The organism is Parapedobacter koreensis, from assembly GCF_900109365.1.
Classification (GTDB): Bacteria; Bacteroidota; Bacteroidia; order Sphingobacteriales; family Sphingobacteriaceae; genus Parapedobacter; species Parapedobacter koreensis.
Genome location: NZ_FNZR01000013.1, coordinates 1 through 21,353, shown reverse-complemented (window position 1 = coordinate 21,353; position 21,353 = coordinate 1). Strand labels below are relative to the sequence as shown.

The following is a 21,353-nucleotide window of genomic DNA, read 5'->3' as shown; positions in this document are numbered from 1 at the left end:
TGGGTCAAAATTCTATGGAACTTTCGGTTAAGGAACATTTCTCATTAAAGCATTACAATACGTTTGGTGTAGTGGCATTTGCCCGCCAGTTTGTGGAAATCCATACCGAAGAGGAGCTCGCCTTTTTATTTAGCCGAGATATCGTCCGGCAGCCCATCCTCGTACTGGGGGGTGGCAGCAATATGCTGTTTACCAAAGACTTTGAAGGATTGGTCATCAAAATGAATATTCAAGGCATAAGCCATGTGATTTCCGAAACCACTGCCACGGTAGTAGCCGGAGCGGGTGTCGTGTGGAATGATTTGGTAAGCTACTGTGTGGATCGCCAATTTTCAGGTTTGGAGAATATGGCACTCATCCCGGGTACAGTAGGGGCTGCGCCCGTCCAGAATATAGGTGCCTATGGCGTAGAGCTAAAAGATGTATTTGTAAGCTGTCGCGCATTTGATACATTACGTAGAAAGATTTCTACATTCGATAAAACGGCATGTAAATTTTCTTATCGTGAAAGCATATTTAAAAATGAAGAAAAAGGTCGCTATATCATTACATCTGTGACACTCCAACTGCCGTTAAAACCAACCATTAACACATCTTATGGTGCAATCAATGCCGAACTGTCCGCGCGAAACATCACACAGCCTACCATTAAGGACATTGCTGAGGTTGTATCGGCCATTCGTACCGATAAGCTGCCTGATCCATCAACCATTGGCAATGCAGGGAGTTTTTTCAAAAATCCCATTGTGTCCGTACAGTATTTAAAGCAGTTGCAGTCTACTTTACCGGACACGAACTTCGTCTATTATCCGGTCGACGAAGGACGGGTAAAAATGGGCGCTGGCTGGCTTATCGAACAATGCGGATGGAAGGGGAAAAAAGTGGGTGACGCCGGAACATGGAAAAATCAAGCACTCGTACTTGTAAATCACAAAAACGCCTCAGGCACAGAAGTTTACAACCTTTCAGAGCAAATCATCCAAGACGTAAAAGAGCGATTCGGTATCACCTTGGAGCGGGAAGTAAATATTATATAAAATTATCAAAAAATTATTATACATTAGCATACTATTAAACGACCAATTATTCTTTTAGCACGATACTTGCAGCAATTGCCGTGACACTAATAAACTAAAGCAAACGTCAGGTTCTTTCATTAAGCATACACTTATTTGTATCATAAAATTGTTTAACTTGGAGATTCAGGCCGTAACCTGGACCCCCTTAAACCGTAAAAAAATGACGAGATTTGAATTTAACACATTAGTGGTACAGCACACAGAATCCTTAAGGGGATACGCATTGCATTTTACCCGTGACGATGAGGATGCCAATGATCTTGTACAGGATACCGTGCTCAAAGCGGTCACGTATCACGGTAAATTTAAAGAAGGCACTAACCTGAAAGGGTGGTTGTATACCATCATGAAAAATACCTTCATCAACAACTATAGGCGGTTTGTAAAAACAAACGCATTGGTGTCTCAATCTACGGAGATTCCAAGTGCGCACCTCGCCCATAGCGCAGCAACGAATGCCGGAGAAAGCAAGTTCATCATGGAGGATATTAAAGATGCCATGACTAGGTTAGCCGATGAGTATTACATCCCCTTCAGCATGTATTTTGAAGGCTACAAATACCATGAGATTTCCGATCATTTGCAAATCCCGATAGGCACCGTAAAAACGCGTATCCATGTGGCGCGGCGCATCATGAAAAAAGCATTGAACGCCTACAAATATGAGCGGGCATAATAGGCCTCCGGATCTTCCCACGTATTCAAAATCACAATTAGCGTTGAGAAACGGCCAGGATAAGCCGGAAGTCTGGGTAGCTTACCAGGGATACATCTACGATGTTTCCAAAAGTCGCTTATGGTTCAAAGGCACACATTACGAGCATTGGGCAGGGCAAGACCTTACCGATGAGCTGGTGGGTGCCCCGCACACTGATAGCGTATTCTCGCGATTTGAAATTATCGGTACGCTACGGTAAGGCTATTTATGCGTTTAAGGAGTCTTAATCCTCAATGTCAAACTTGGTAAGTTCAGTAAAGCGGCTAAGGCGTTCGCTTATCAATGCACTATCCAGTTCTTTCAACCGTTCGGTGCCGAATTTTTCCACGCAGAAGGAGGCTAAAGCAGAGCCAAAAATGACAGCGTTTTTCATATTGTGGAATGTCAAGGTTCCCACTTTAGCCAAGTAGCCGATAAAGCCACCTGCAAAGGTGTCTCCTGCCCCAGTTGGGTCATAAACATCAGTAAGCGGAAGGGCGGGAGCTGAAAAAATCCGGCCGTCACCGAACAACAATGCACCATGTTCACCCTTTTTGATGATGAGGTATTTTGGGCCAAGCTGTAAGATTTTCTCCGCTGCCTTCACCAGGCCATACTCTCCGGATAGCTGCCTGGCTTCCGCATCATTGATGGTAAGTACGTCTACGCTGCTTAATACCTGCATCAAATCATCCCATGCCGTGTCCATCCAAAAATTCATGGTATCCAGTACCACCAATTTCGGTTTGTGGCGCAATCGGCTAAGCGTGGTGAGCTGTACCTGCGGCGTGAGATTGCCCAAAAGGAGGTATTGGCAATCCTGGTAACTGTCGGGAACTATCGGATCGAAATCGGCCAACACATTCAGTTCGGTAGCTAAGGTATCGCGGCTATTCATGTCGTTGTGGTACCTGCCCGACCAAAAAAAGGTCTTTTCCCCTTTTTTGACTTGTACGCCATCGAGACTTATACCCCTGGACTTCAATACATTCAAGTTTTCATCACCAAAGTCGTCGCCAACGACACCAACCAATTTCACCTGATCGTATAAATAAGCTGCAGCCAGTCCTGCAAAAGTGGCCGCTCCGCCTACTATTTTATCTGTTTTTCCGAAAGGTGTTTCTATTGCGTCGTACGCAATGGTTCCGATGATGACTAAGCTCATAGTGTTATTTATCAATTTTGGGCGCAAAGGTATGGCTTTTAAAGGGCATATAAAACTTCCTCCGGGTATTTGACGAGAATATTGACACCAAGCCAACCTAAACTTAACATACACTTAATAACTGAGTATTAGCTTTGATCGCTTTTATTTGGCAGCTAAATTAGCGTTATCGGGACTTATGCCTCCTTTTTTCCCAAAAATATGTTTACTATTTTGGGTATGTGTTCCTTTAGCGACACTTGCTCAGAAAAGTAACCGTAATCCGTTGGAGCATACACGTACCCTAATTAGGCAAAATCCCGATGCAGCCTTTTTGCAAATTAAACGAATACTGAATGAAGCGCTGGAAGACCAAGACGATTACATCATGGCCATGTGTTATGAGCAAATCGGCGAGGTATACTATTACCAGGCGGCTTATTCCCAGGCTTTAGATAATTATTACAAAGCGGTAAAGATCTTCGGGCGAGAAAAACACCCCGCTGAATTGGCCAACACCCTGATCAAAATTGGCGAAACCCATTATTACAATCGCCAATATCCAGCCGCATTGGAAATTTTCCAGGAAGCGCTGGCCATTTATGCAGATTTAAACCGTCCTCAGGGGATGGCCGATGCTTACGGCCATATCGGCCAAACTTACGAGAAAAGCCAAAATTATGAACAAGCCACCTATTTCCAGAACCTTGCCCTGCAACAGCTCAGCCATGTGGAAGGCCAGTCGGGCATCGCCAAAATCTATGAAAATATCGGCAGCATTTATGAAGACAAACTCCAATTGGATACCGCATTGCATTATTTCAACTTGGCGTTGGAGTTGAACAAACGAGATAACAACCAGATGGCCCAAATCGAAATCATCAACAACCTCGGCGATGTATACCGAAAAACAGGGCGGTATGCACCGGCCCTGCAATATACCCGTCAAGCTGCCCAGTTGGCCGAGGCTATGAACGAACACTACCAATTGGCCAGCGCTTACAGAGACATTTCACTGACATTCAATTTAATGGGGCAGCACGATAGTGCGTATTACTACAGTGAAGCGGGAAGGGAAATCTTCGTCAATATTTTTTCAGAAGAAAACAAGAAACAGCTTACCATCTTGCAGACACTTTTTGAGATGGAACAAAAAGACGATGCCATTAACCAGTTTCGAAAAGATCGCCGCACATACGGTATTCTGACGGCCGGTTCCGTCCTCATCATCATCCTATTAATCAGCCTGGGCTTCAGCATCATCAGTCGCCAGCGCCTGAAGCTAAAAAACGAGCAAAAGCTCAATGAACAAAACAACATGCTTTATGAGGCACAAAAAAAAGCCTTGGAAGCCGATTTACACAATAAACAGCTTAAAGAAGAAAACCTAAAGGGAGAATTGGAGCTGAAAAGCAAGGAGCTCACCGCCCATACCCTGCACCTCATCCAAAAAAACCAGCTTCTCGAAGACCTGAAAGACAAGCTTAATCGAATGATTAAGGATGACAAAAGGGATCAACGGAAGGAATTGAAACAGCTCATCAGCCTTATCAATTTCAACAGCAATCAAGACAAAAACTGGGACGATTTCCGGATTGTATTCGAACGGGTACATGAACATTTCTTTGACAGCCTCAAAAAATACAGCAATACACTCACTTCTGCAGACTTCCGGCTGGCCGCCTTATTAAAGATGAACCTCAATTCAGCTGATATCGCGACGATGCTGGGAATCTCCCAAGATAGCCTGCGGATATCCCGGTACCGGCTCCGAAAAAAACTGGAGCTCGAAGAAGGCGAAAACCTCGGTGCCTTCATCCAACGGCTTTAAAGCCCCGTTGATTCAAGCTCCGCTGTTTAAGCTTGACGTAACGTCGGGATAACACAAACTTAATGGCTATCAAAAAAACTATTAATCACCTATAAACAAACAAATTACAAAGCAAAAATCGAGCATGTTGCCCTCCTGTCTATGCTATCATCTCCGCTGTATATGTTTTGTATACGCCCCTAACTTGGCGAACGACCCATCTGCGGCAATCTTTGTCCCAGCAAAACAAAAACAGAATTTCTATGAGACTGATTACTTTACTTTTCTGTTTGCCGCTCACGTTCCTTGCCACTTCAGCAATGGCGCAGCGTGGAATCATCAGCGGCAAAATCATGGGACAGGAAAACCAAGAACCGCTCGCCGGTGCCGTCATTTCCATTTCCGGCACGAACAATAGCACATCGACTGACCTCAGTGGCGAATACCTGCTTTATGTCAATACCGGCAGCATCAGCTTGACGGTGAGGTACCTTGGTTTCCAGGATACCACTGTCAGCATACAAATCGCTGCCGGCGAATCCAAGACCATTAATATCCAGCTTGCGAGCCGTCAACAAACGCTCAGTGATGTCGTCATCACCGGGTACACGCAAGGCCAAGCGCGGGCCCTCAATCAGCAAAAGAATGCCGATAACATTAAAAACATCATCGCCGCAGACCAAATAGGCCGCTTTCCCGACCCGAATGCCGCTGAAGCCCTGCAACGTGTCCCCGGTGTGAATATCGAAAGGGATCAAGGAGAAGGGCGCTATGTGTTGGTCAGGGGGCTGGCCCCCCAGTTTACCAACATCAGTGTCAACGGCGAGCAGATCCCATCACCGGAGGCCGACGTACGCTTCGTGGCATTGGACGCCATACCGTCGGACCAGTTGGCTTCCATCGAAGTGAGCAAGGCATTGACCCCCGATATGGATGGAGATGCGATTGCCGGTTCCATCAACTTGATAACACGCACGGCCCATAGCCGTACGCCCGAAATTATCGGCTCGTTGGGCAGCGGATATAATCGGCTGATGGGCCGGGCCAACCTACAAGGGCAGCTCCAATACGGACAGCGCTTCGGAAGTAACGAAAAGCTGGGTTTGCTGCTCAATGGAAATTATTACCATAATGATTTGGGTTCGGACAATTATGAACGCGCTGTCGACGACAATGAATTGGAGTTGCGAGATTACGAGCTTACGCGCACACGCATGGGATTGAGTTCCACGCTTGACTATGAATTTAACACCAACCATGAAGTATACTTCAAAGGGCTCTATTCCCGGTTTACCGACCGCGAATGGCGCAGAGCTTTTGTCTTTAAGCCCGAAGATGAGGAAATCGAGCGGCAAACCAAGGATCGTTTCGAATCGCAATCGGTATTGACACTCAATGCGGGGGCAAAACATACGTTTCGCTCCTTCTTCCTGGATTATGAGGCACAATACAGCTACGGCGAGCAGGATACGCCTTATGACAATGAAGGTGGATTTATCGCAGGCTTACCAAGCACGATAGACTTCAATACGCCCCGTTTCCCACGCTTAGATGCAGGAGACTATACCAACAATACATTATACGAATTTGACGCTGTCGGGTATGGAAAAACACTCGCCAAAGATCGAAACCTGACCGCCAAATTCAATGTAGGCATCCCCTATAAAATAAACGGCAATGACGGACTGATAAAATTCGGGGCAAAAGTGCGTTCGAAAAACAAAGATTTCGACATCCAGCAAAACACCTACGAAAACCTCGGTGGCGTGCCCAACCTTGATTCATTTGATGGCAATCCGGTCAAAGACGATTTTTTGTCGGGAGAATATACCTTAGGAAGGCCCTTGGATGTCTCCAAACTCATCCGCTATTACAACGCCAATCCGGCACAATTCGAATTGCAAGTAGAAGACAAAGCCATCGATGAAGCATTGGAATCTTTTGAAGCAAGTGAAGACGTGATTGCCGCCTATATTATGGCACGTCAGCAAATCAGGCGGTTGATGGTGTTGGGTGGTGTCCGGTACGAGCGCACCAACGTAGACTACCGCTCCAGCGATGTCATTATCAACGAAGCCGGTGACCTCGATGCCATTCTTCCGGTGAGGGGCAGCAGCAATTATGACTTTATACTGCCGCAACTCAACATCAAATACGAGTTGGACAATTTTACCAACATCAGGGCTGCAGCCACATACTCCTACGCACGGCCCAATTTTTCGGAAATCATTCCGGCGCAGGAAATCAACCGTGAAGATCGCGTAGCCACTGTCGGCAATGCGGCACTACGTCCCGTAAGTGCGATTAACTATGACTTGATGTTTGAGCATTACTTCGGCTCCGTGGGTATCGTCTCTGCTGGCGTGTTTCATAAACGGTTGGATGATTTTATCTACCGGCGTATCCTCTTCAACTCTCCCTATCCGCTGACCGGCACGCCCGTCATCAACGACATTGATGTCGTGCAGGCACAAAACGGCGACAACGCCAACCTCACCGGCGTGGAATTTGCTTTCCAACGGAGGCTCAATTTCATCCCGGCTTTGAAAGATTTCAGCCTATACCTCAACTATACATATACCCACTCCAAGGCAAATATCCAAAGCCGCGATGCCGATGAGGACAACGCCAACGCCACAGAGTCCATCAAACTACCCGGGCAAACCACGCACATGGGCAACGTTTCACTGGCGTACGAAGGGCGTCGATTCACCATCCGGCCATCGTTGAACTTCAATGGGGCATACCTTTCAGAAGTGGGTGGTAGCAAAGCAGACGACTTGTACGTGCAGAATCGCCTGCAACTGGATGTCAGCGCCAGCTACGCCGTCATCAGCAGGATGAGGTTGTTCGTTGAATTGATGAACCTCACCGACCAACCGTTGGAGGTGTACCAAGGCAATCAATCACAAACCATCCAAAAGGAATTTTACTCATTTTGGGCACGCTTCGGACTGAAGTTCAATTTGTAGCCAACCTATTAACTTAGCTTACAGACAATGAATACACTGAAATATTATGCATGTGCTTTGCTGATAATGTTGGCAGCATGCGACAAGAAAAACGATAACGTGATTTCCCCTGTCGTGGAGAATGATTTCCCACAAATCCTCCTCCTTGCAGACGAAGGAGACGGCGAATTGGAAGACGAAGAGGAATTCAGTTTTGTCATTACGCTCGCTGATCGCATAGATCCCGACCGGGAAGAACTTGGCGGGAAAATCGTTCCGCTGACGGCAGATGTGACCGTCCATTTCGAAGTAGGCAATCTCGAAGGTTTCGATGAGCTACCTGCCTATGTCTTGGGTGCTACAGCATTCTACGAGCTAGACGATTGCACGACTTCCGAAGATACCGATGTAGACCTCAACTTGGTCTTTGATCCCGGCACTGGACTGGGGAGTGTCACGTTCCCACAGGGTGTGGAAGAAGTAGAAGTCGTTTTTGAGACCAGCCCGGATTTATTCGACGATGACGAATTTAACACGACTGCGCGCGGCTTGGAAATACGCTTGGTATCGGTTGATGCTGGTACGCAAAACGTAGTGATAAATACGGCTAACACATTTGAATACCAAGCACTTGATGATGAAGGCATTTATGGCGCATACGAATTGGCTATTACGGACGCTGAGCAGTTTGCACATTTCATATCCCTCTTTGGCCTGGTCAACGAAGACGTGGCAGGATTGTCCGTAGCTGACGTAGAAGCCATTGAGATCGAAGTCGAATACGGAGAATTTAAGGCAGTCGTTGTATTAAAGGAAACAGAAGAGATAGACGAATGCGGAGAAATTGAAACGGTAAATAAAGAAATCGAAATCGAGGGCGAATTTGAAGAACTGGAAGACGACCAACTGGAAGGCGCACTCGAATTTGTTGGCGATGTAGAACTCGAAAGCGGTGCAGAGGCAGAATTTACCTACCAAGGCACCTTCCAACTGGACGGCGACCGGCTGACATTGATTTTACAGGGTGAATTTGATGGAGAAGAAACGGAAGAAATCACCCTGATATTGAATAAATAACCAGACAAACAAAATAAGAACACCATGAACAGCGTCATCAAACCTATCGCAGCAGTTGCTGTCACATTTACCCTCTTTACAGCATGCATGAATCGCAACACCCAACAAACGCCAGTCACCTCGGCAAGCGGGGATAGTGTTGCCGTGCCCCTATACGTCACCGAACCCGTCGAACACGACACCGATGATCCGGCAATATGGATAAATCCGGCAGACCCTGCACAATCGCTCATCATCGGTACCGATAAAGATGAAGACGGCGGCTTATATGTATATGACCTTAAAGGAAAAATCATTCCCGAAAAGACCATCAAGGGATTGAAAAGGCCGAATAATGTGGATATCGCTTACGGTCTTCAGTTGGGCGGCCGTACGGTAGACATTGTGGTCGCTACCGAACGGATGACGCACAAACTCCGTATTTTCGCATTGCCAGACATGAAAGCGATAGATGGTGTTGGTATAGCGGTCTTTGAAGGCGAAAGCGGCCCAGAATACCGCGACTTGATGGGAATTGCTTTATACACGGATTCTGCCAAACATATTTATGCCATAGTGGGCCGGAAAAACGGCCCTACGGACGGCACGTACCTATGGCAATACCTGCTGGAAGACGATGGCAGTGGTACCGTAAAAGCTACCCTTACACGCAAATTTGGTCAATACAGCGGCCACAAGGAAATTGAATCCATTGCTGTAGACAACGAATTGGGTTATGTTTATTATTCCGACGAACAGGTAGGGGTGCGAAAATATCATGCAGACCCGGCTAAAGGAAACGAACAACTTGCTCTATTTGCTACCGAAGGATTCACGGACGACAACGAAGGAATTAGTATCTATAAGACCTCCGATAGTACAGGTTACATCTTGGTATCAGACCAAGCGGCAAACCGTTTTAACGTCTATAGTCGGGAAGGAACGGCGGGAAATCCACACGATCACCCCCTCATCACCAGTATCCGCACATCCACCAGCGAGAGCGACGGCTCGGATATTGTTTCTATCCCCTTGAATAACGATTTCAAACACGGCTTCTTTGTAGCGATGAGCGATGATAAAACATTCCAATACTACCGTTGGGAAGATTTGGCTAAGGACAAATTGACGATAAATCAACCGGATTAATTGGCCACTTTCTTCTGCCTTTCTTCTGCCATCTCCCGTGCGTGATACGGAGCTAATCCAGGGTGTATCCGGGAAAAAGTAAGATCAGTATCGCATTACTTACGGATAAACCCCGCATTACGGCAGAAGAAAGGCGGGAAAAAGCGCGTATAAGGTATGATATTCACTAATTCATGACCGTGCTTTATATGTGCTTAGGTGGTGCTTTACATGTGCATATCGGGTGGATATGCAATGTTTCGGGCGATGCACCAGGATGTTAATAACGCCAAGTGTTATAGGAAGTCCGATGCCTGTATGGTGTGATTAAAAGCCACTAACGCATTTATATTTACAATCGTAAAGACATTTTCAATACCTGTATGGTGCGATTAAATGCATCGAATATCAGATGCAAAAGGCCATGTACCTAATATTTCAATACCTGTATGGTTCGATTAAAGGTTAGCCACATGAGCCTGTCTTGTTTTTGGCTCATATGATTTCAATACCTGTATGGTTCGATTAAAGGGCTTATTGTTGGGGAAAATAATTGGAGGCAAATAAGAATTTCAATACCTGTATGGTTCGATTAAAGGAACAACTACTCCGTGAACAGCGGGCTTGACTCCTCCGATTTCAATACCTGTATGGTTCGATTAAAGGCCACGGCGATCATGTCCGGCAGTATAGGTAACCAATTTCAATACCTGTATGGTTCGATTAAAGGAGTTATCCTCAACAACGGATATCCCCCCGCCTCCAGTATTTCAATACCTGTATGGTTCGATTAAAGGATAGGCGTTTACCAACGAATAGCCGTAAAAACGCCATTTCAATACCTGTATGGTTCGATTAAAGGGTACTGCGACGTAATGGATAAGTCAACGGAGTTCAATTTCAATACCTGTATGGTTCGATTAAAGGATTTCGACAACTATAAAGGCCGACTAAATAAAATACAATTTCAATACCTGTATGGTTCGATTAAAGGTCGGCCAATGGAAGTAAAAACACATCACATTTATGTATTTCAATACCTGTATGGTTCGATTAAAGGGAGGGTATAAAGTATGTTCAAAAAGCACTAAAGAAAATTTCAATACCTGTATGGTTCGATTAAAGGCCGTAATAAACGGCATACAAATATGCCTATTTTGGACCGAATAGCGAAACTTTTGCCTATGAAATTGGCCGTGACATTAGTCGACCGTCAATAAGCCGAAAACCCTTGGGGATCGACAACCCTCTTCAATGGAGTTTTAAACGGAATTTACGGCACCATGTCAGGCCTAAGATGTCAAAGAACCTACGTTTTCGTCTTCATCGACGACGTGTTAAAGAAAATTTCCCAGCTCATTCCGTTCTTTGCCCATCACTTCTTTATCCAGCCACTTTTCCTCCCGACTTTTGAATACGATTATGCTATCATCTTCTAAGTCCATAATTTCCTTGGCAAACGCAAGTAACTCTTTTAGCTTTACCGGAGTAATTTCGCCCTCAAACACGGAATTTTGTATCCAGTGCAGGTATCGCCTACATAATTTAAGCATCTTTCCAACACGCTTTTCCCCTATGTCATATACTAGGATCACATACATTACCAGCGCGCTTTAAAAGGTTTATACTCTTCCATGCTCAAGATATGCTTGCTCAATTTGTAGCACTCCAATTTCACTAAATGCTTATAACTCACATGCCGTTTCAGCACCGGATGCTTAAATGTTTCATTCACCCGTTCTTCCCATATCCTTACAAACGTCTTTCTCCCCGACTCCTTCAGCAGACAGCCATTGAGCTGGCGGTCAAAATCTTTCGCTTGGATTTCCTTTTTATTCAATACGCGGAATATCAGCCTATCTACCAGCACAGGCTTAAATATTTCCGCCAAATCAAGCGCCAGCGAATAGCGGCGATAGCCCGGCTCGTGCAAAAAACTAATTGTAGGATTGAGTTGTGTGTGATATAGTTGGCTCAGGCAGAGTGTGTAGCACATCATATTGCCAAAGGAGATCAACGCATTGATTTCATTCTGCGGAGGTCGTTTACTGCGATTACCCATAGCGAAGTCTGCTCCGATGATGCCATCAAAAGCATCATAATACGCCTGCCGGATATTGCCTTCGACGCCCATAAGTTCATCAACGGCAGTGGCACCATCTATCAGCAAAGCATATTGCTCAATAGCGGCTAACGCCATTGTCAGATCCTTCTCCCTATTGATATAATAGCGGAGATTTTTCGTCATATTAAATGCAGCACCCAAAACAAACTTCCGTGCCAATGCCAGCCGCTTTCTTTTATCGATATATTGTTTCGTCTGCTCAATCTGCATCTTTCCAGCCAACAGGTACTCCTTTGGGGTAAACGAACCGGTATAATGCTCGTAATAATCGAAAAAATGGACAGCAATCCCTGCCTTTCCTAAAAAGTTGTACAACGCACTGTTTGCATCAAGACTGCCGAAACAAAACAAATCCGAAACGCCCTCAACGGGGATATACTTGGGCATCCCTTCCCTACCCTGTTCATCCACAGGGGTAAATTTAAGCGTATTGTCCTTTCGGCTCATGCGGCCGGGATTGAAGAGGTAATAGGTCTTCTTCATGATTATTCAATCGATTGCTTCACCCACATAGCAAAAATCGTAATAGCTGCATCGGCGGCATATCCTGGAATGGATAACAGGCGGACACGTGTTTGCCGACACAATATCAGTAATATCGGCTTCCCATCCTTTTATAGCATTAATATCTTCTTCTTTTAATTCCACCAATTCCCGCTGTCGCAACTTTGGATATTCAATAATGCCTGTCGCATCAACCACTCCATGTTGTTGCAGTTTATACAGGTAGTACTTCACTTGTGCGATATGCGCATTTTCTACGCCATCAGATTTCTTTACTTCGTGAACCACTTTGTTGCGGGCATCATAGAAGTCTATCTTCACGCCGTCAATCTCGATTTCCGTATACCGCTCAGCCCGTTCAGGATAAGACAATTCGCCGATGAGCTTGCCTTCTGCCACCACGTCTGATGTATGTTCCATTCGGATGCCGTTGGCATGGAGCCACAATTCGCGGCGACATACATGATAAAGATTGATATGGGTGGCGGTGATGTTCATAGCTTTGGTAATTCTTCCCTAATAAATGCAGCAATACCAACTACAGTTATCCCTGCTTCCGGAGTATATGCTTCATCCACATTAGCTATAATGTATCCCTTAAGGGCTTCAGTATCTTCCATAGAAATCCGGAATCCTTTACTGATGCTCGGCACAGCTGCATATTTAATCTCTACAGCAGCTACGATTTTACCATTCTTCTCGAGTAAGAGATCGCATTCTGCACCTTGCTGTGTTCGATAAAACCAAGGATGTGTATTGTCGTCCAATGAGTTGATAATCTGCTCCAATACAAATCCTTCCCACGAAGCGCCTACCTGAATATGATTAATTAGCGTTCCTAAGTCATCCAGCCCAAGTAAAGTATGTAGCAGGCCACTATCTCTAATGTAAACTTTAGGCGATTTGACCAAGCGCTTTTTGATGTTCCTGAACCATGGTTGTAACACACGGACCATAAAAGCCCCTTCCATAAAATCAAGATATCGGTTTACCGTGGGACGTGTAATCCCCAAGGAGCGGGCGAAGCCTTCCGCATTCCACAGATTCCCATGTACGGAGGCCAACATCCGCCAAAAGCGCTCCATCAATTGGGGATCGGCTTGCAGGCCCAGCAATCCCAAATCTCTGTTAATATACGTTTGGATGAAATTTCTTCGCCACAAAACACTTGCTCGTTGGGATGTTGCTAAGTAGGCGAGCGGAAAACCGCCTCGCAACCACAACTGTTGCGCATTATTATCCACTTCTGGCATTGTAAAGGGTGTCAATTGCAAGTATCCAATTCTTCCGGCGAGCGAATCCGAGGCATTGCGGATTAAATCCGGTGAAGCCGATCCCAGTAATAAAAACCTGCCCGGTTTGCGATCGGCATCGATAATTCCTCTCAATTCCGCAAAAATCTCCGGCATGAACTGCACTTCATCCAAAATGAAGCATTTATTTGGGTACTGCGAAAAATAAAACCCGGGGTCTTTAAGCTTCTCCCGATCGGCCAAGCGCTCCAAATCCAGATAAATAAAATCATCCACCTTGGTAAGCCCCTTTACAAATGTCGTTTTGCCTACTTGCCGAGGCCCTAATAAGCCAACGGCGGGGAATATCTGCCTATATTCCTCGAACGGCTCCGTGATATTTCTCTTTATTTCCATGAAAAACGAAAATCAAATTTACGATTTTCATGGTAAATTAAACAATAATTTGATTCCATATTGTAAGCATCGATAATTCTTCACGCATTGGCCTGAGATTAATTTTATGAGTTGTATTACTTTTTAAGAACTCTTGCTCCGTAGTTAAATAAAAAATGAATCACTAAACGCCTCACTATTCAAGCCAGTTACATAGTCATATGGTTTTCCCTTTTCCCTTTCTTCGTTCCAATGGGAAAAATACATGAAGCCATATTCTTCCACGCCAAAACCTTCTTGTATTTTCCTATAATCTTTTGAATAAGAAACCAGTGAAAAACTGAACTTAGCCATAATTGACTGCAACACCTTAAAATCAATTTTGCGATTAATGTTAAAACCAACGTGTTCTTTTACCTGTTGTTCAATAAGTTGCCGATAAATGTCCCAAACTTTTTCCCCATCAATGAATCCTCTTTGTTTGCCATGGCATACATCTTCTTGCGGCAATACACCGAATCGCTCCAAAAAACGCAAATCATCGGGCGTGAAAATCTCATCAACTGCATCGCTATCCATTCCATCAATCAGAATTGGAACTTTCAACGGTACAAACACCAGACTGTTCTCCTGGTCGATAATTTGAAATCCTTTATCTACATCTGTGTAACGGAGTGCATCGACACAGTTTTCATAATCGCTGATGGAATTTTTGAACAACGGATTGTTTGAATCATCAATGTACAATAAGACCTTTTCATAAAGCTGTTTGAAATCTTTTGTCTTCAGAATTTCCTGATACAACTGTTGATTAATATATTCTTTTGTTTTTGCATAACGATAGTCTTTCCCGTAGAGCACATGAGCATCATCTACCCGGAATAAGTACACTTCACATCCATCTTTACTTGCATTTCTATTTACTCGGCCAGCCAATTGCTCGTCCGAATCCAAAAGAGACACGTTCTTAAAACCCAAATCCATATCAATGTCCACACCCGCTTCCACTACCTGAGTGGTGATGAGCAAAATATTCTTGGATTGTTTGGTCGTCCGTTTGATGAAATTGATGATTTCTCTTCTACGGGATTCGAGTATGGTTCCTGAAAGGACAAACACCTCATCAAAAAAGCCATTGTTTTCAAACAGCCGCTGAAATGCGGATGCTGATCTCTTATAAATAAATTCAACAATTGTCCGGACCGCACCGTGTTGCTGTGCATAATTTTCGGACTTCTCCAACACCGATGCCGCAAGTGTTTCCAGTGATATCTCCCCTTGTTCAAACAATTCAAAGTTAAAGGATACCCTATCCGAGAAGTTTGGGTTGGTCATGTACTTACGTGCATTAGGCAGCAACTCTACAAAAGGCAATGTCTGCGTGAGACCGACTTTGAGTTCACTGATCTTGGGCAAGGTGGCAGACATTAAGATAAAGCGGATATTAAAAAAACGTGCAGAGTTACTAATAAAATAAAGCATCTTATCCCAAATGGCGGGATTGTACGACTGTATTTCATCGATAACCACAACCGCGTTTGCCAAGCGATGCAACAAATAATTAACTTCTTTCCGATTGGTTTTGAGTATCTCGAAGAATTTAACATGCGATACCAGTGTTATAGGATACAATGCAAACAGATTGTCAATAAAATCCTTCTTGCTGCCACCAAATAGACCGTCTTCGAGCGCTTCCGTTTTACTGGCAAAAGCCGCTTTTGAATGCAATTCGATGATTTCATCGTCATGAAGCCCCATGCTTTCTTTTAAGGCACCAAAAGTTTGAGTGATCAGCGTAGTGAATGGAAACACATAAAAGACCTTATTAATATCCTCATGCGCCCTTAGCAATTCAGCAATGGCAATTGCGGAAAGATTGGTTTTACCTCCACCGGTTGGAGCCTCCAAATAAAACAGATGTTCGCTTAAGTGGCCTCGGATTTCGCGAACCAATTCGATGGACATTTCCTTACGCAACAGGTTCAGGTTTTTACTGGATCTGGTTGTCGGATGTACAAACTGATAGTTGTGCAAACTGTTGAACGTATCGGCATTATATTTATGCTTCTGTAAATGGCCAATTATTTCATTAACCCGATTACGGTCATTAAGCAAACCGAAATCTGTTGTTTTTGCCTCGTTGCTTTCGTTGCCATTCATATATTCATGCGTAGCCAAATAGTCGGCAGCCGTAAGCAGTGAAAAATTAAGTTTGATAAGCGCGAAAAGCGGGAATGGCGTGTAGGGTAATTTGTTTTTTACTGCTTTGTGCCACATGTCTTCCACATTGGCAAATACCTTTGTAAGCACCGGTTCGTCAATGACAATGGAATAGCTTGCAATAAAACGCCTTAACTCATTCACCGAATGTCGGAATTGCGACATGAATCCTTCTTTTTGCTGTATGTCATACAATGCCGGACTGTGGTGTTGCATAATGGTATATGCAAGGAAGAAACAATGGCAAATCAACGTTATTTTCCGTTCCTGCTTCCAGTCATTTTTGAGAAGCCAATGGATATGGTAGCTCAGAAAAATAAAAGCACCCAAAAAGGAATGCCCATGTGGTGGTTTTAAAGATGTGTTTCTGAATGCCGTAAAAGCGTTGTTTTGCAACCTTGCCGTTTGGAAGTTTTCATTGATTTTTCCAAAATCGTGGAACACGATCGTATGTACAAACAGCATCTTAAGAAAGTCGGCATCTTCTTCATCCCCCCAACCGTCAACATAGGTTAATAGCAGTTTGTCGATAATCTTGTCCAAACCATGGACCTCGACCAATCTTGCCGCGTATTCATTGACCAATAAGATATGCTCTTGTAATGATTCTGGCGGTTTCGATACGTGGATATGTGCCCAATACTTTTCATAGTTGGCGAGATTATCAACGATGTTAGGCGCTTGGGTTCCTATTTCACGAAATGTTCTCAAACTTAAAACAATTGGATGTTTTTCAGTAATTCATTTTTCTTCTCCTTAAGGGTATAGAGGTTGGCGATTTTAGATGATGATTTAAGGCGCCAGTCCGTGTAGGCAAAGTCGTTCAGTTGATATTGCATCAACTTTTCGTCAAACCCAATCGGCAGCCGCTCAAAATAGGTAAAAGAACCCGACTGGACACTGAAATCAAAACTTATTTCCGTTTCAACTATTTGGTTTTTTATGCTACCGGACTTGACAAACAGACTGTCGACGGCGAATGGTCGATCACTGTTCAATGGGGAATAGTCCCATTCATGTATGTCAGCTAGCCATGCCTGAAATTCATTCTTCCCCAAATAGGGAATAAATTCTGCCTTTCTTTGTATGATATAGTCATGCAGTTTGGCCTCAAGTTCATTACCGGTGTCAAGTAATACATAACAGCGGTAAGCCGGAGCTACCAACATGGTTTCTTCTACAAGAAGATTGCCATCAGCGTTGGCATAGCCTACACCGTTGGTGTACTTCACCGATGTTTTCTGAAAATTGCCTTTCTCATGTCCTAATGGTTCTATGCTCACCAACAAGTGCTTAAATTGTTGATAATACATCGGCAGTTCACCTTTCTGCTTATAACCTTCAAGGCCGACGATTGCCCCCAATATACCCAACAACCCAGGTTTATGCAACATGTTATAAGATAGCTGCAAACCGTCGTTGTAGTCCGGCTTCTTAAAGAACGCAAAATTGGCTTTAAGGTCAAACGATATTAATTTCCAATGGGCCATAGCCATTAGTTTAATTCAAAAATTGTCCCATTGACAGGTAGGTTTATTACGGTAGTGGTCGCACGGTTATAGTAAATTTCAACCTTCTCGATTTCGGACTTCACAGTGTCTTTTTCCAATAATGCAGTCACTTTTGCAAAATCAATTTCCCTTTGGTCATTATTGGCAATGGAAACCAGTTCGACGAACGATGGCAACACCAACTTAGAACCCTCCTTTAGTTGTACCCAAAACAACAGTTCGTTTTCCACACCCGCCTTTGCGGCCGAATCATAGAAGGTTGCCCCGTTTCGCAATGCTTCTTTCAGTTTTTCGATATCGCCATCAGAAAGACCTTCCGTTTCGGCAGCTTTGCACATGTCTTCCAAGTTGCGTGGATTGATGGAAAAGTGGTGCACATAGTGCCCTTCTTTGAGTTTAAACTGCGTTCCAAGTGTTGTTTGCATGGAATCTGCGCTTTTTTCGTTGGAGTTACGGAAAGGCGATGAGATTTGTTCAGAATAGATAACACCTTCGTCAAAGCGGTTTACCCCGTGAGTGATTTGGGTAGTACCGTGGAGCGACAGGTTGGCATCTTTGCTGGCAAAAGTACCCCCAAAAAGGCGGACATCAATACAGGTAAGTAGGTTGCCCAATATCGTCTTTCTTGCTTTTACGGCTTCTTTTTTGTCCGTCTTCGGAAACTCTCCAAAATACTTTACATAAGACTGGTCTAGGTCCCGGGGCTGCATCTCCGCATTCAGGCTTTTGAAATAGAATACCTTTTCTTCAGGGAAGTTTTTGGCCAAATAATTCCGCACCGTGTATTTGAGGGCTTTGTCCGTAGCATATACTGTCCCGTCCGGGAGCGTTCTGGGCTGGTGAGTGAAATCTGCATTATAATTGGCATTTATCGTCTTGATTATAACACAGCCAAAAACACGATTACTAAATGAATTGCTCATGGTATAGATTTATTTATTGAATGATTTAATTTTCAGTTGCTGATTCTTCCAATGTTTCAGTATCTTCTTGTTCTTCCTTATCGCTAAAGAGTTCATTTTTCGAGAACACACCCGATAGTATCGTAGGTATCAGTTCCCTTATACTGGTCTTCGCTTCGTAGGCCATTACCTGTGCAAAAGGGTTCTTGAAATTTCCCGAAAAATTCTCGTGTTTGTACGAGTCGAACAGGCGGGCAATCGCTTTGTTAAGTTCTTTGGATTGCACTTGCTGCATAAACGGTTCTAACCGTTTGTAGCTCCGGTCTGCGGTTTTGCTTTTCGACAACAGGTAGTAGATGACCTGCCCTACGGCAAAAGCATATTCATCATCGGATGAAATATCCACCTTTCCTTTAGCTAATTTTGTGATAAACTCACGGTTTGCTAATAACTTGTTTGCCATGGTTTCATTATTTTGGGTTTTAGTTTTATTGAAATTCTCGGTAACGCTGAACCAAATATTCAGTTTTTGCCTGATGGCACGGTCCTGTGTATGATAGCCGTTTTTTATTTCATCCAGCCTGATATCCTCCAAAACAGCGTCCCGCAATATGTTGTGAAACATGTGAGCTGTCACAGACTGGCGTTTGGATTTGTAAATAAAGTCGTAAAAAGCCTTTCTATACTGCAACACCTGTATGTATGTAACGTCAGACTTACAGTATCTGCTGTCTATCTCGTCGAAATACTTGTATTGAAACGTATCCGATTTGGTCTTGGTCACCAAAGCATTGTTAAAGATGGGTACTAAAACAGTTTGTTGGAGATGAAATACATTTTTAATGGTCTGTCCGTTGCCACCGTTGAATAGGTCCGTGATTTCCCATTTCTCTCCCCTATCATCCTTTAATTGGTATTCAAATTTGGACACATAATCAAAATCTTTAATGATGCCTCGGTCATAAAATAATAGGTAGTAATTGCCCAACTCTTCATTATGTGTCTCATACAATTCCTCCATAATCTCTTGATAACCAATACGGGTTCCGTTTTCGGCCTCTCGTTTGAAAATCTTAATAGCGGATGTTCTGATATCTGCTCCTCTTTTTTGCCTGATTTCATCCTGATGGATAAAAATGGGCAATGGCTTCGGCAGAATGTTTCTGCTCATGATATCCTGAAATTCAAACAACGCTTTCGCCTCTTTTGATGAAACCCTGCCGGCAATATCAAATGCTGCAGAGCGATGTGTTAGGAATGGTTTTTTGGAGGGATAACCGTTAAAGAAGTCGCTGGTTCCATACACCTCGTCCCCGATTGCCGTATTGAATTCATTCGTGTTGAATAATTTGTCAGCGAGATATCTATTGCTTGTCTCCTCGTATTTTTCTATGGGAACATCCAAATAGAAAATCACATATTCTGAATCTTTCACATCGCCATACGCCGGAATTAGATTGAGCCAATAGTTGAATTTTTCTTCGGAGTTTATAGCGTTCCTGAACATTTCTGCTATTTTTTTTTCTTTTTCGTCCGACAGAAGTTCAAGGGCTTTTGCGAAGTAGCTATCTATGCGTTCATATACCTGCGATTTAGTATTGGCTCTATACTTCTCCCCATCCGTGAGATTTTCCCGCTTCACGGCAATACAATAGGGTGAACACGAGTGAATGGCTTTTATAGGCAGGTCAAAGCACTTGTTGGTATTGACGCACCATGAAAGCTGCGATAAAACAGGGACTTTACTCAAAAATTCTATATCCGCTGGTGTCTGGTCTTTTGTTTTCGTATAAGCATATTGTTTCAACGTGAGCTTTTCGAAGCTAAGCTGCTCGTTCCCTTGGCTAAGACTTAAAAGCACATGCAAACCATCTTTCGCTTTCATGCCAAGCGCTTTTATATCCGTGTCCAAGGCATCAATAAAATTTGATATTTCTTTTATCATAATATCTCCTCCTTCACAGTAAATAATGATTCATATTCCTGTTTTAGCTTTTTATAACTCAATTTATTAAGAAAATCATCTTCTGGAAACCAGTATTCAAAACTGAACTCTTGTTGTCTTAAATACAACATGTTGCTTCTGATGTCATCTTCTATTAATCCCGAGCCGTCTGATGCGATAAAAACGATTTCAAACCGCTTGCGGCTTTTTCATTACTCCACCTCCCACAAACCCACCAAATTCCCTACCTCAAAACTCTCCACGTTCACGGCAAACCAACTTTCAACAGCTTTCGCCTGCTCTGTGGTTACGGATTCCCGGTTTTTGTTGCGTATGTACCCCACCATATCCTGCCCGAAATCCAAGTCGCCCTTCATCAGACCCAGCAGTAAAGGCTCCAAAACAGGTGGAATCTCTTCATTCTCGTTATCGTAACCCAATATGATCCTGCCGCGTCCTCCCCCGGTAAATTGCATGGACTTTGATTCCAACATCTCAAATACCCTATCAAGTCCTTCGTCATCCACCCGAAAACGGATGGCTAATGCTATCTCCTCATTCATATACTCTAATGAATTACAAGTTTTCAGGCCACTTTTTTTTCGGAGCAGTTTACATTTTTCTCTCTGGGGTCGAGACATACGTAGTCCCAT

General features: G+C 43.9%; 17 protein-coding genes and 1 CRISPR repeat array. Of the genes, 7 read left to right on the top strand and 10 right to left on the bottom strand.

Features of this window, described 5'->3' with window-relative positions:
• Positions 1-14 precede the first annotated feature (14 nt).
• From murB to BMW65_RS22190, 3 genes are all read left to right on the top strand, one after another.
• Positions 15-1,037, top strand: a complete 1,023-nt coding sequence (gene murB / locus BMW65_RS22200) for a UDP-N-acetylmuramate dehydrogenase (RefSeq protein WP_143053979.1) — start codon at positions 15-17, stop codon at positions 1,035-1,037.
• A gap of 202 nt (positions 1,038-1,239) precedes the next feature.
• Positions 1,240-1,755 carry an RNA polymerase sigma factor gene (locus BMW65_RS22195; protein ID WP_090609140.1) on the top strand — a complete coding sequence of 172 codons (516 nt, stop codon included), beginning with the start codon at positions 1,240-1,242 and terminating at the stop codon, positions 1,753-1,755.
• The gene (locus BMW65_RS22190) at positions 1,742-1,996 is read left to right on the top strand and encodes a cytochrome b5 domain-containing protein (RefSeq protein WP_090609028.1); all 255 of its coding nucleotides are present in this window, start codon (positions 1,742-1,744) and stop codon (positions 1,994-1,996) included. The genes BMW65_RS22195 and BMW65_RS22190 overlap by 14 nt, the downstream gene beginning before the upstream one ends.
• A 24-nt stretch (positions 1,997-2,020) precedes the next feature.
• Here the strand turns inward: BMW65_RS22190 and BMW65_RS22185 are convergent, their stop codons facing one another.
• Positions 2,021-2,941 carry a PfkB family carbohydrate kinase gene (locus BMW65_RS22185; RefSeq protein ID WP_090609027.1) on the bottom strand — a complete coding sequence of 307 codons (921 nt, stop codon included), beginning with the start codon at positions 2,939-2,941 and terminating at the stop codon, positions 2,021-2,023.
• 313 nt (positions 2,942-3,254) lie between these two features.
• On the opposite strand from BMW65_RS22185, the gene BMW65_RS22180 reads away from it, so the two are divergent.
• The 4 genes from BMW65_RS22180 to BMW65_RS22165 all read left to right on the top strand — a co-directional run bounded on the left by BMW65_RS22180 (position 3,255) and on the right by BMW65_RS22165 (position 9,886).
• Positions 3,255-4,751 carry a tetratricopeptide repeat protein gene (locus BMW65_RS22180; RefSeq protein WP_177181264.1) on the top strand — a complete coding sequence of 499 codons (1,497 nt, stop codon included), beginning with the start codon at positions 3,255-3,257 and terminating at the stop codon, positions 4,749-4,751.
• Positions 4,752-4,993: 242 nt separating this feature from the next.
• Positions 4,994-7,702 carry a TonB-dependent receptor gene (locus tag BMW65_RS22175; protein WP_090609024.1) on the top strand — a complete coding sequence of 903 codons (2,709 nt, stop codon included), beginning with the start codon at positions 4,994-4,996 and terminating at the stop codon, positions 7,700-7,702.
• 27 nt (positions 7,703-7,729) lie between these two features.
• Entirely contained in the window at positions 7,730-8,758 is a 1,029-nt protein-coding gene (locus BMW65_RS22170; protein ID WP_090609023.1) for a hypothetical protein, read from the top strand.
• A 24-nt stretch (positions 8,759-8,782) separates the two neighbouring features.
• Entirely contained in the window at positions 8,783-9,886 is a 1,104-nt protein-coding gene (locus BMW65_RS22165; protein WP_090609022.1) for a phytase, read from the top strand.
• Between the two features lie 348 nt (positions 9,887-10,234).
• A CRISPR array of direct repeats spans positions 10,235-10,991; the repeat unit is 30 nt; unit sequence ATTTCAATACCTGTATGGTTCGATTAAAGG.
• 211 nt (positions 10,992-11,202) lie between these two features.
• On the opposite strand, the gene cas2 is transcribed toward BMW65_RS22165, so the two are convergent.
• From cas2 to BMW65_RS22120, 9 genes are all read right to left on the bottom strand, one after another.
• The gene (gene cas2 / locus BMW65_RS22160; RefSeq protein WP_090609020.1) at positions 11,203-11,466 is read right to left on the bottom strand and encodes a CRISPR-associated endonuclease Cas2; all 264 of its coding nucleotides are present in this window, start codon (positions 11,464-11,466) and stop codon (positions 11,203-11,205) included.
• Complete coding sequence (gene cas1b / locus BMW65_RS22155) at positions 11,466-12,473, bottom strand: type I-B CRISPR-associated endonuclease Cas1b (RefSeq protein ID WP_090609019.1); 1,008 nt, start codon at positions 12,471-12,473, stop codon at positions 11,466-11,468. The genes cas2 and cas1b overlap by 1 nt, the downstream gene beginning before the upstream one ends.
• A gap of 6 nt (positions 12,474-12,479) precedes the next feature.
• On the bottom strand, positions 12,480-12,992 hold the full coding sequence (cas4, locus tag BMW65_RS22150) for a CRISPR-associated protein Cas4 (RefSeq protein ID WP_090609017.1): 513 nt from the start codon (positions 12,990-12,992) through the stop codon (positions 12,480-12,482).
• Complete coding sequence (locus BMW65_RS22145; RefSeq protein WP_090609015.1) at positions 12,989-14,143, bottom strand: ATP-binding protein; 1,155 nt, start codon at positions 14,141-14,143, stop codon at positions 12,989-12,991. The genes cas4 and BMW65_RS22145 overlap by 4 nt, the downstream gene beginning before the upstream one ends.
• A gap of 144 nt (positions 14,144-14,287) precedes the next feature.
• The gene (locus BMW65_RS22140) at positions 14,288-17,053 is read right to left on the bottom strand and encodes a CRISPR-associated helicase/endonuclease Cas3 (protein ID WP_090609014.1); all 2,766 of its coding nucleotides are present in this window, start codon (positions 17,051-17,053) and stop codon (positions 14,288-14,290) included.
• 2 nt (positions 17,054-17,055) lie between these two features.
• Entirely contained in the window at positions 17,056-17,832 is a 777-nt protein-coding gene (gene cas5b / locus BMW65_RS22135; RefSeq protein ID WP_090609139.1) for a type I-B CRISPR-associated protein Cas5b, read from the bottom strand.
• A 5-nt stretch (positions 17,833-17,837) separates the two neighbouring features.
• A complete protein-coding gene (locus BMW65_RS22130) occupies positions 17,838-18,776 on the bottom strand; it encodes a type I CRISPR-associated protein Cas7 (protein ID WP_090609012.1) in 939 nt (312 codons plus the stop codon).
• A gap of 25 nt (positions 18,777-18,801) precedes the next feature.
• Positions 18,802-20,700, bottom strand: coding sequence for a type 1 periplasmic-binding domain-containing protein (locus BMW65_RS22125; protein ID WP_090609011.1), 1,899 nt, complete (start codon positions 20,698-20,700; stop codon positions 18,802-18,804).
• A 212-nt stretch (positions 20,701-20,912) separates the two neighbouring features.
• Positions 20,913-21,263, bottom strand: coding sequence for a hypothetical protein (locus tag BMW65_RS22120; RefSeq protein WP_143053977.1), 351 nt, complete (start codon positions 21,261-21,263; stop codon positions 20,913-20,915).
• Between the last annotated feature and the right edge of the window lie 90 nt (positions 21,264-21,353).

Coding starts and splice junctions, on each gene's coding strand:
- BMW65_RS22170 (WP_090609023.1), top strand. CDS start 7,730: ATGAATACACTGAAATATTATGCATGTGCTTTGCTGATAATGTTGGCA.
- cas5b (WP_090609139.1), bottom strand. CDS start 17,832: ATGGCCCATTGGAAATTAATATCGTTTGACCTTAAAGCCAATTTTGCG.
- cas2 (WP_090609020.1), bottom strand. CDS start 11,466: ATGTATGTGATCCTAGTATATGACATAGGGGAAAAGCGTGTTGGAAAG.
- BMW65_RS22120 (WP_143053977.1), bottom strand. CDS start 21,263: ATGAATGAGGAGATAGCATTAGCCATCCGTTTTCGGGTGGATGACGAA.
- BMW65_RS22125 (WP_090609011.1), bottom strand. CDS start 20,700: ATGATAAAAGAAATATCAAATTTTATTGATGCCTTGGACACGGATATA.
- BMW65_RS22175 (WP_090609024.1), top strand. CDS start 4,994: ATGAGACTGATTACTTTACTTTTCTGTTTGCCGCTCACGTTCCTTGCC.
- cas4 (WP_090609017.1), bottom strand. CDS start 12,992: ATGAACATCACCGCCACCCATATCAATCTTTATCATGTATGTCGCCGC.
- BMW65_RS22130 (WP_090609012.1), bottom strand. CDS start 18,776: ATGAGCAATTCATTTAGTAATCGTGTTTTTGGCTGTGTTATAATCAAG.
- BMW65_RS22145 (WP_090609015.1), bottom strand. CDS start 14,143: ATGGAAATAAAGAGAAATATCACGGAGCCGTTCGAGGAATATAGGCAG.
- murB (WP_143053979.1), top strand. CDS start 15: ATGGAACTTTCGGTTAAGGAACATTTCTCATTAAAGCATTACAATACG.
- cas1b (WP_090609019.1), bottom strand. CDS start 12,473: ATGAAGAAGACCTATTACCTCTTCAATCCCGGCCGCATGAGCCGAAAG.
- BMW65_RS22185 (WP_090609027.1), bottom strand. CDS start 2,941: ATGAGCTTAGTCATCATCGGAACCATTGCGTACGACGCAATAGAAACA.
- BMW65_RS22195 (WP_090609140.1), top strand. CDS start 1,240: ATGACGAGATTTGAATTTAACACATTAGTGGTACAGCACACAGAATCC.
- BMW65_RS22190 (WP_090609028.1), top strand. CDS start 1,742: ATGAGCGGGCATAATAGGCCTCCGGATCTTCCCACGTATTCAAAATCA.
- BMW65_RS22165 (WP_090609022.1), top strand. CDS start 8,783: ATGAACAGCGTCATCAAACCTATCGCAGCAGTTGCTGTCACATTTACC.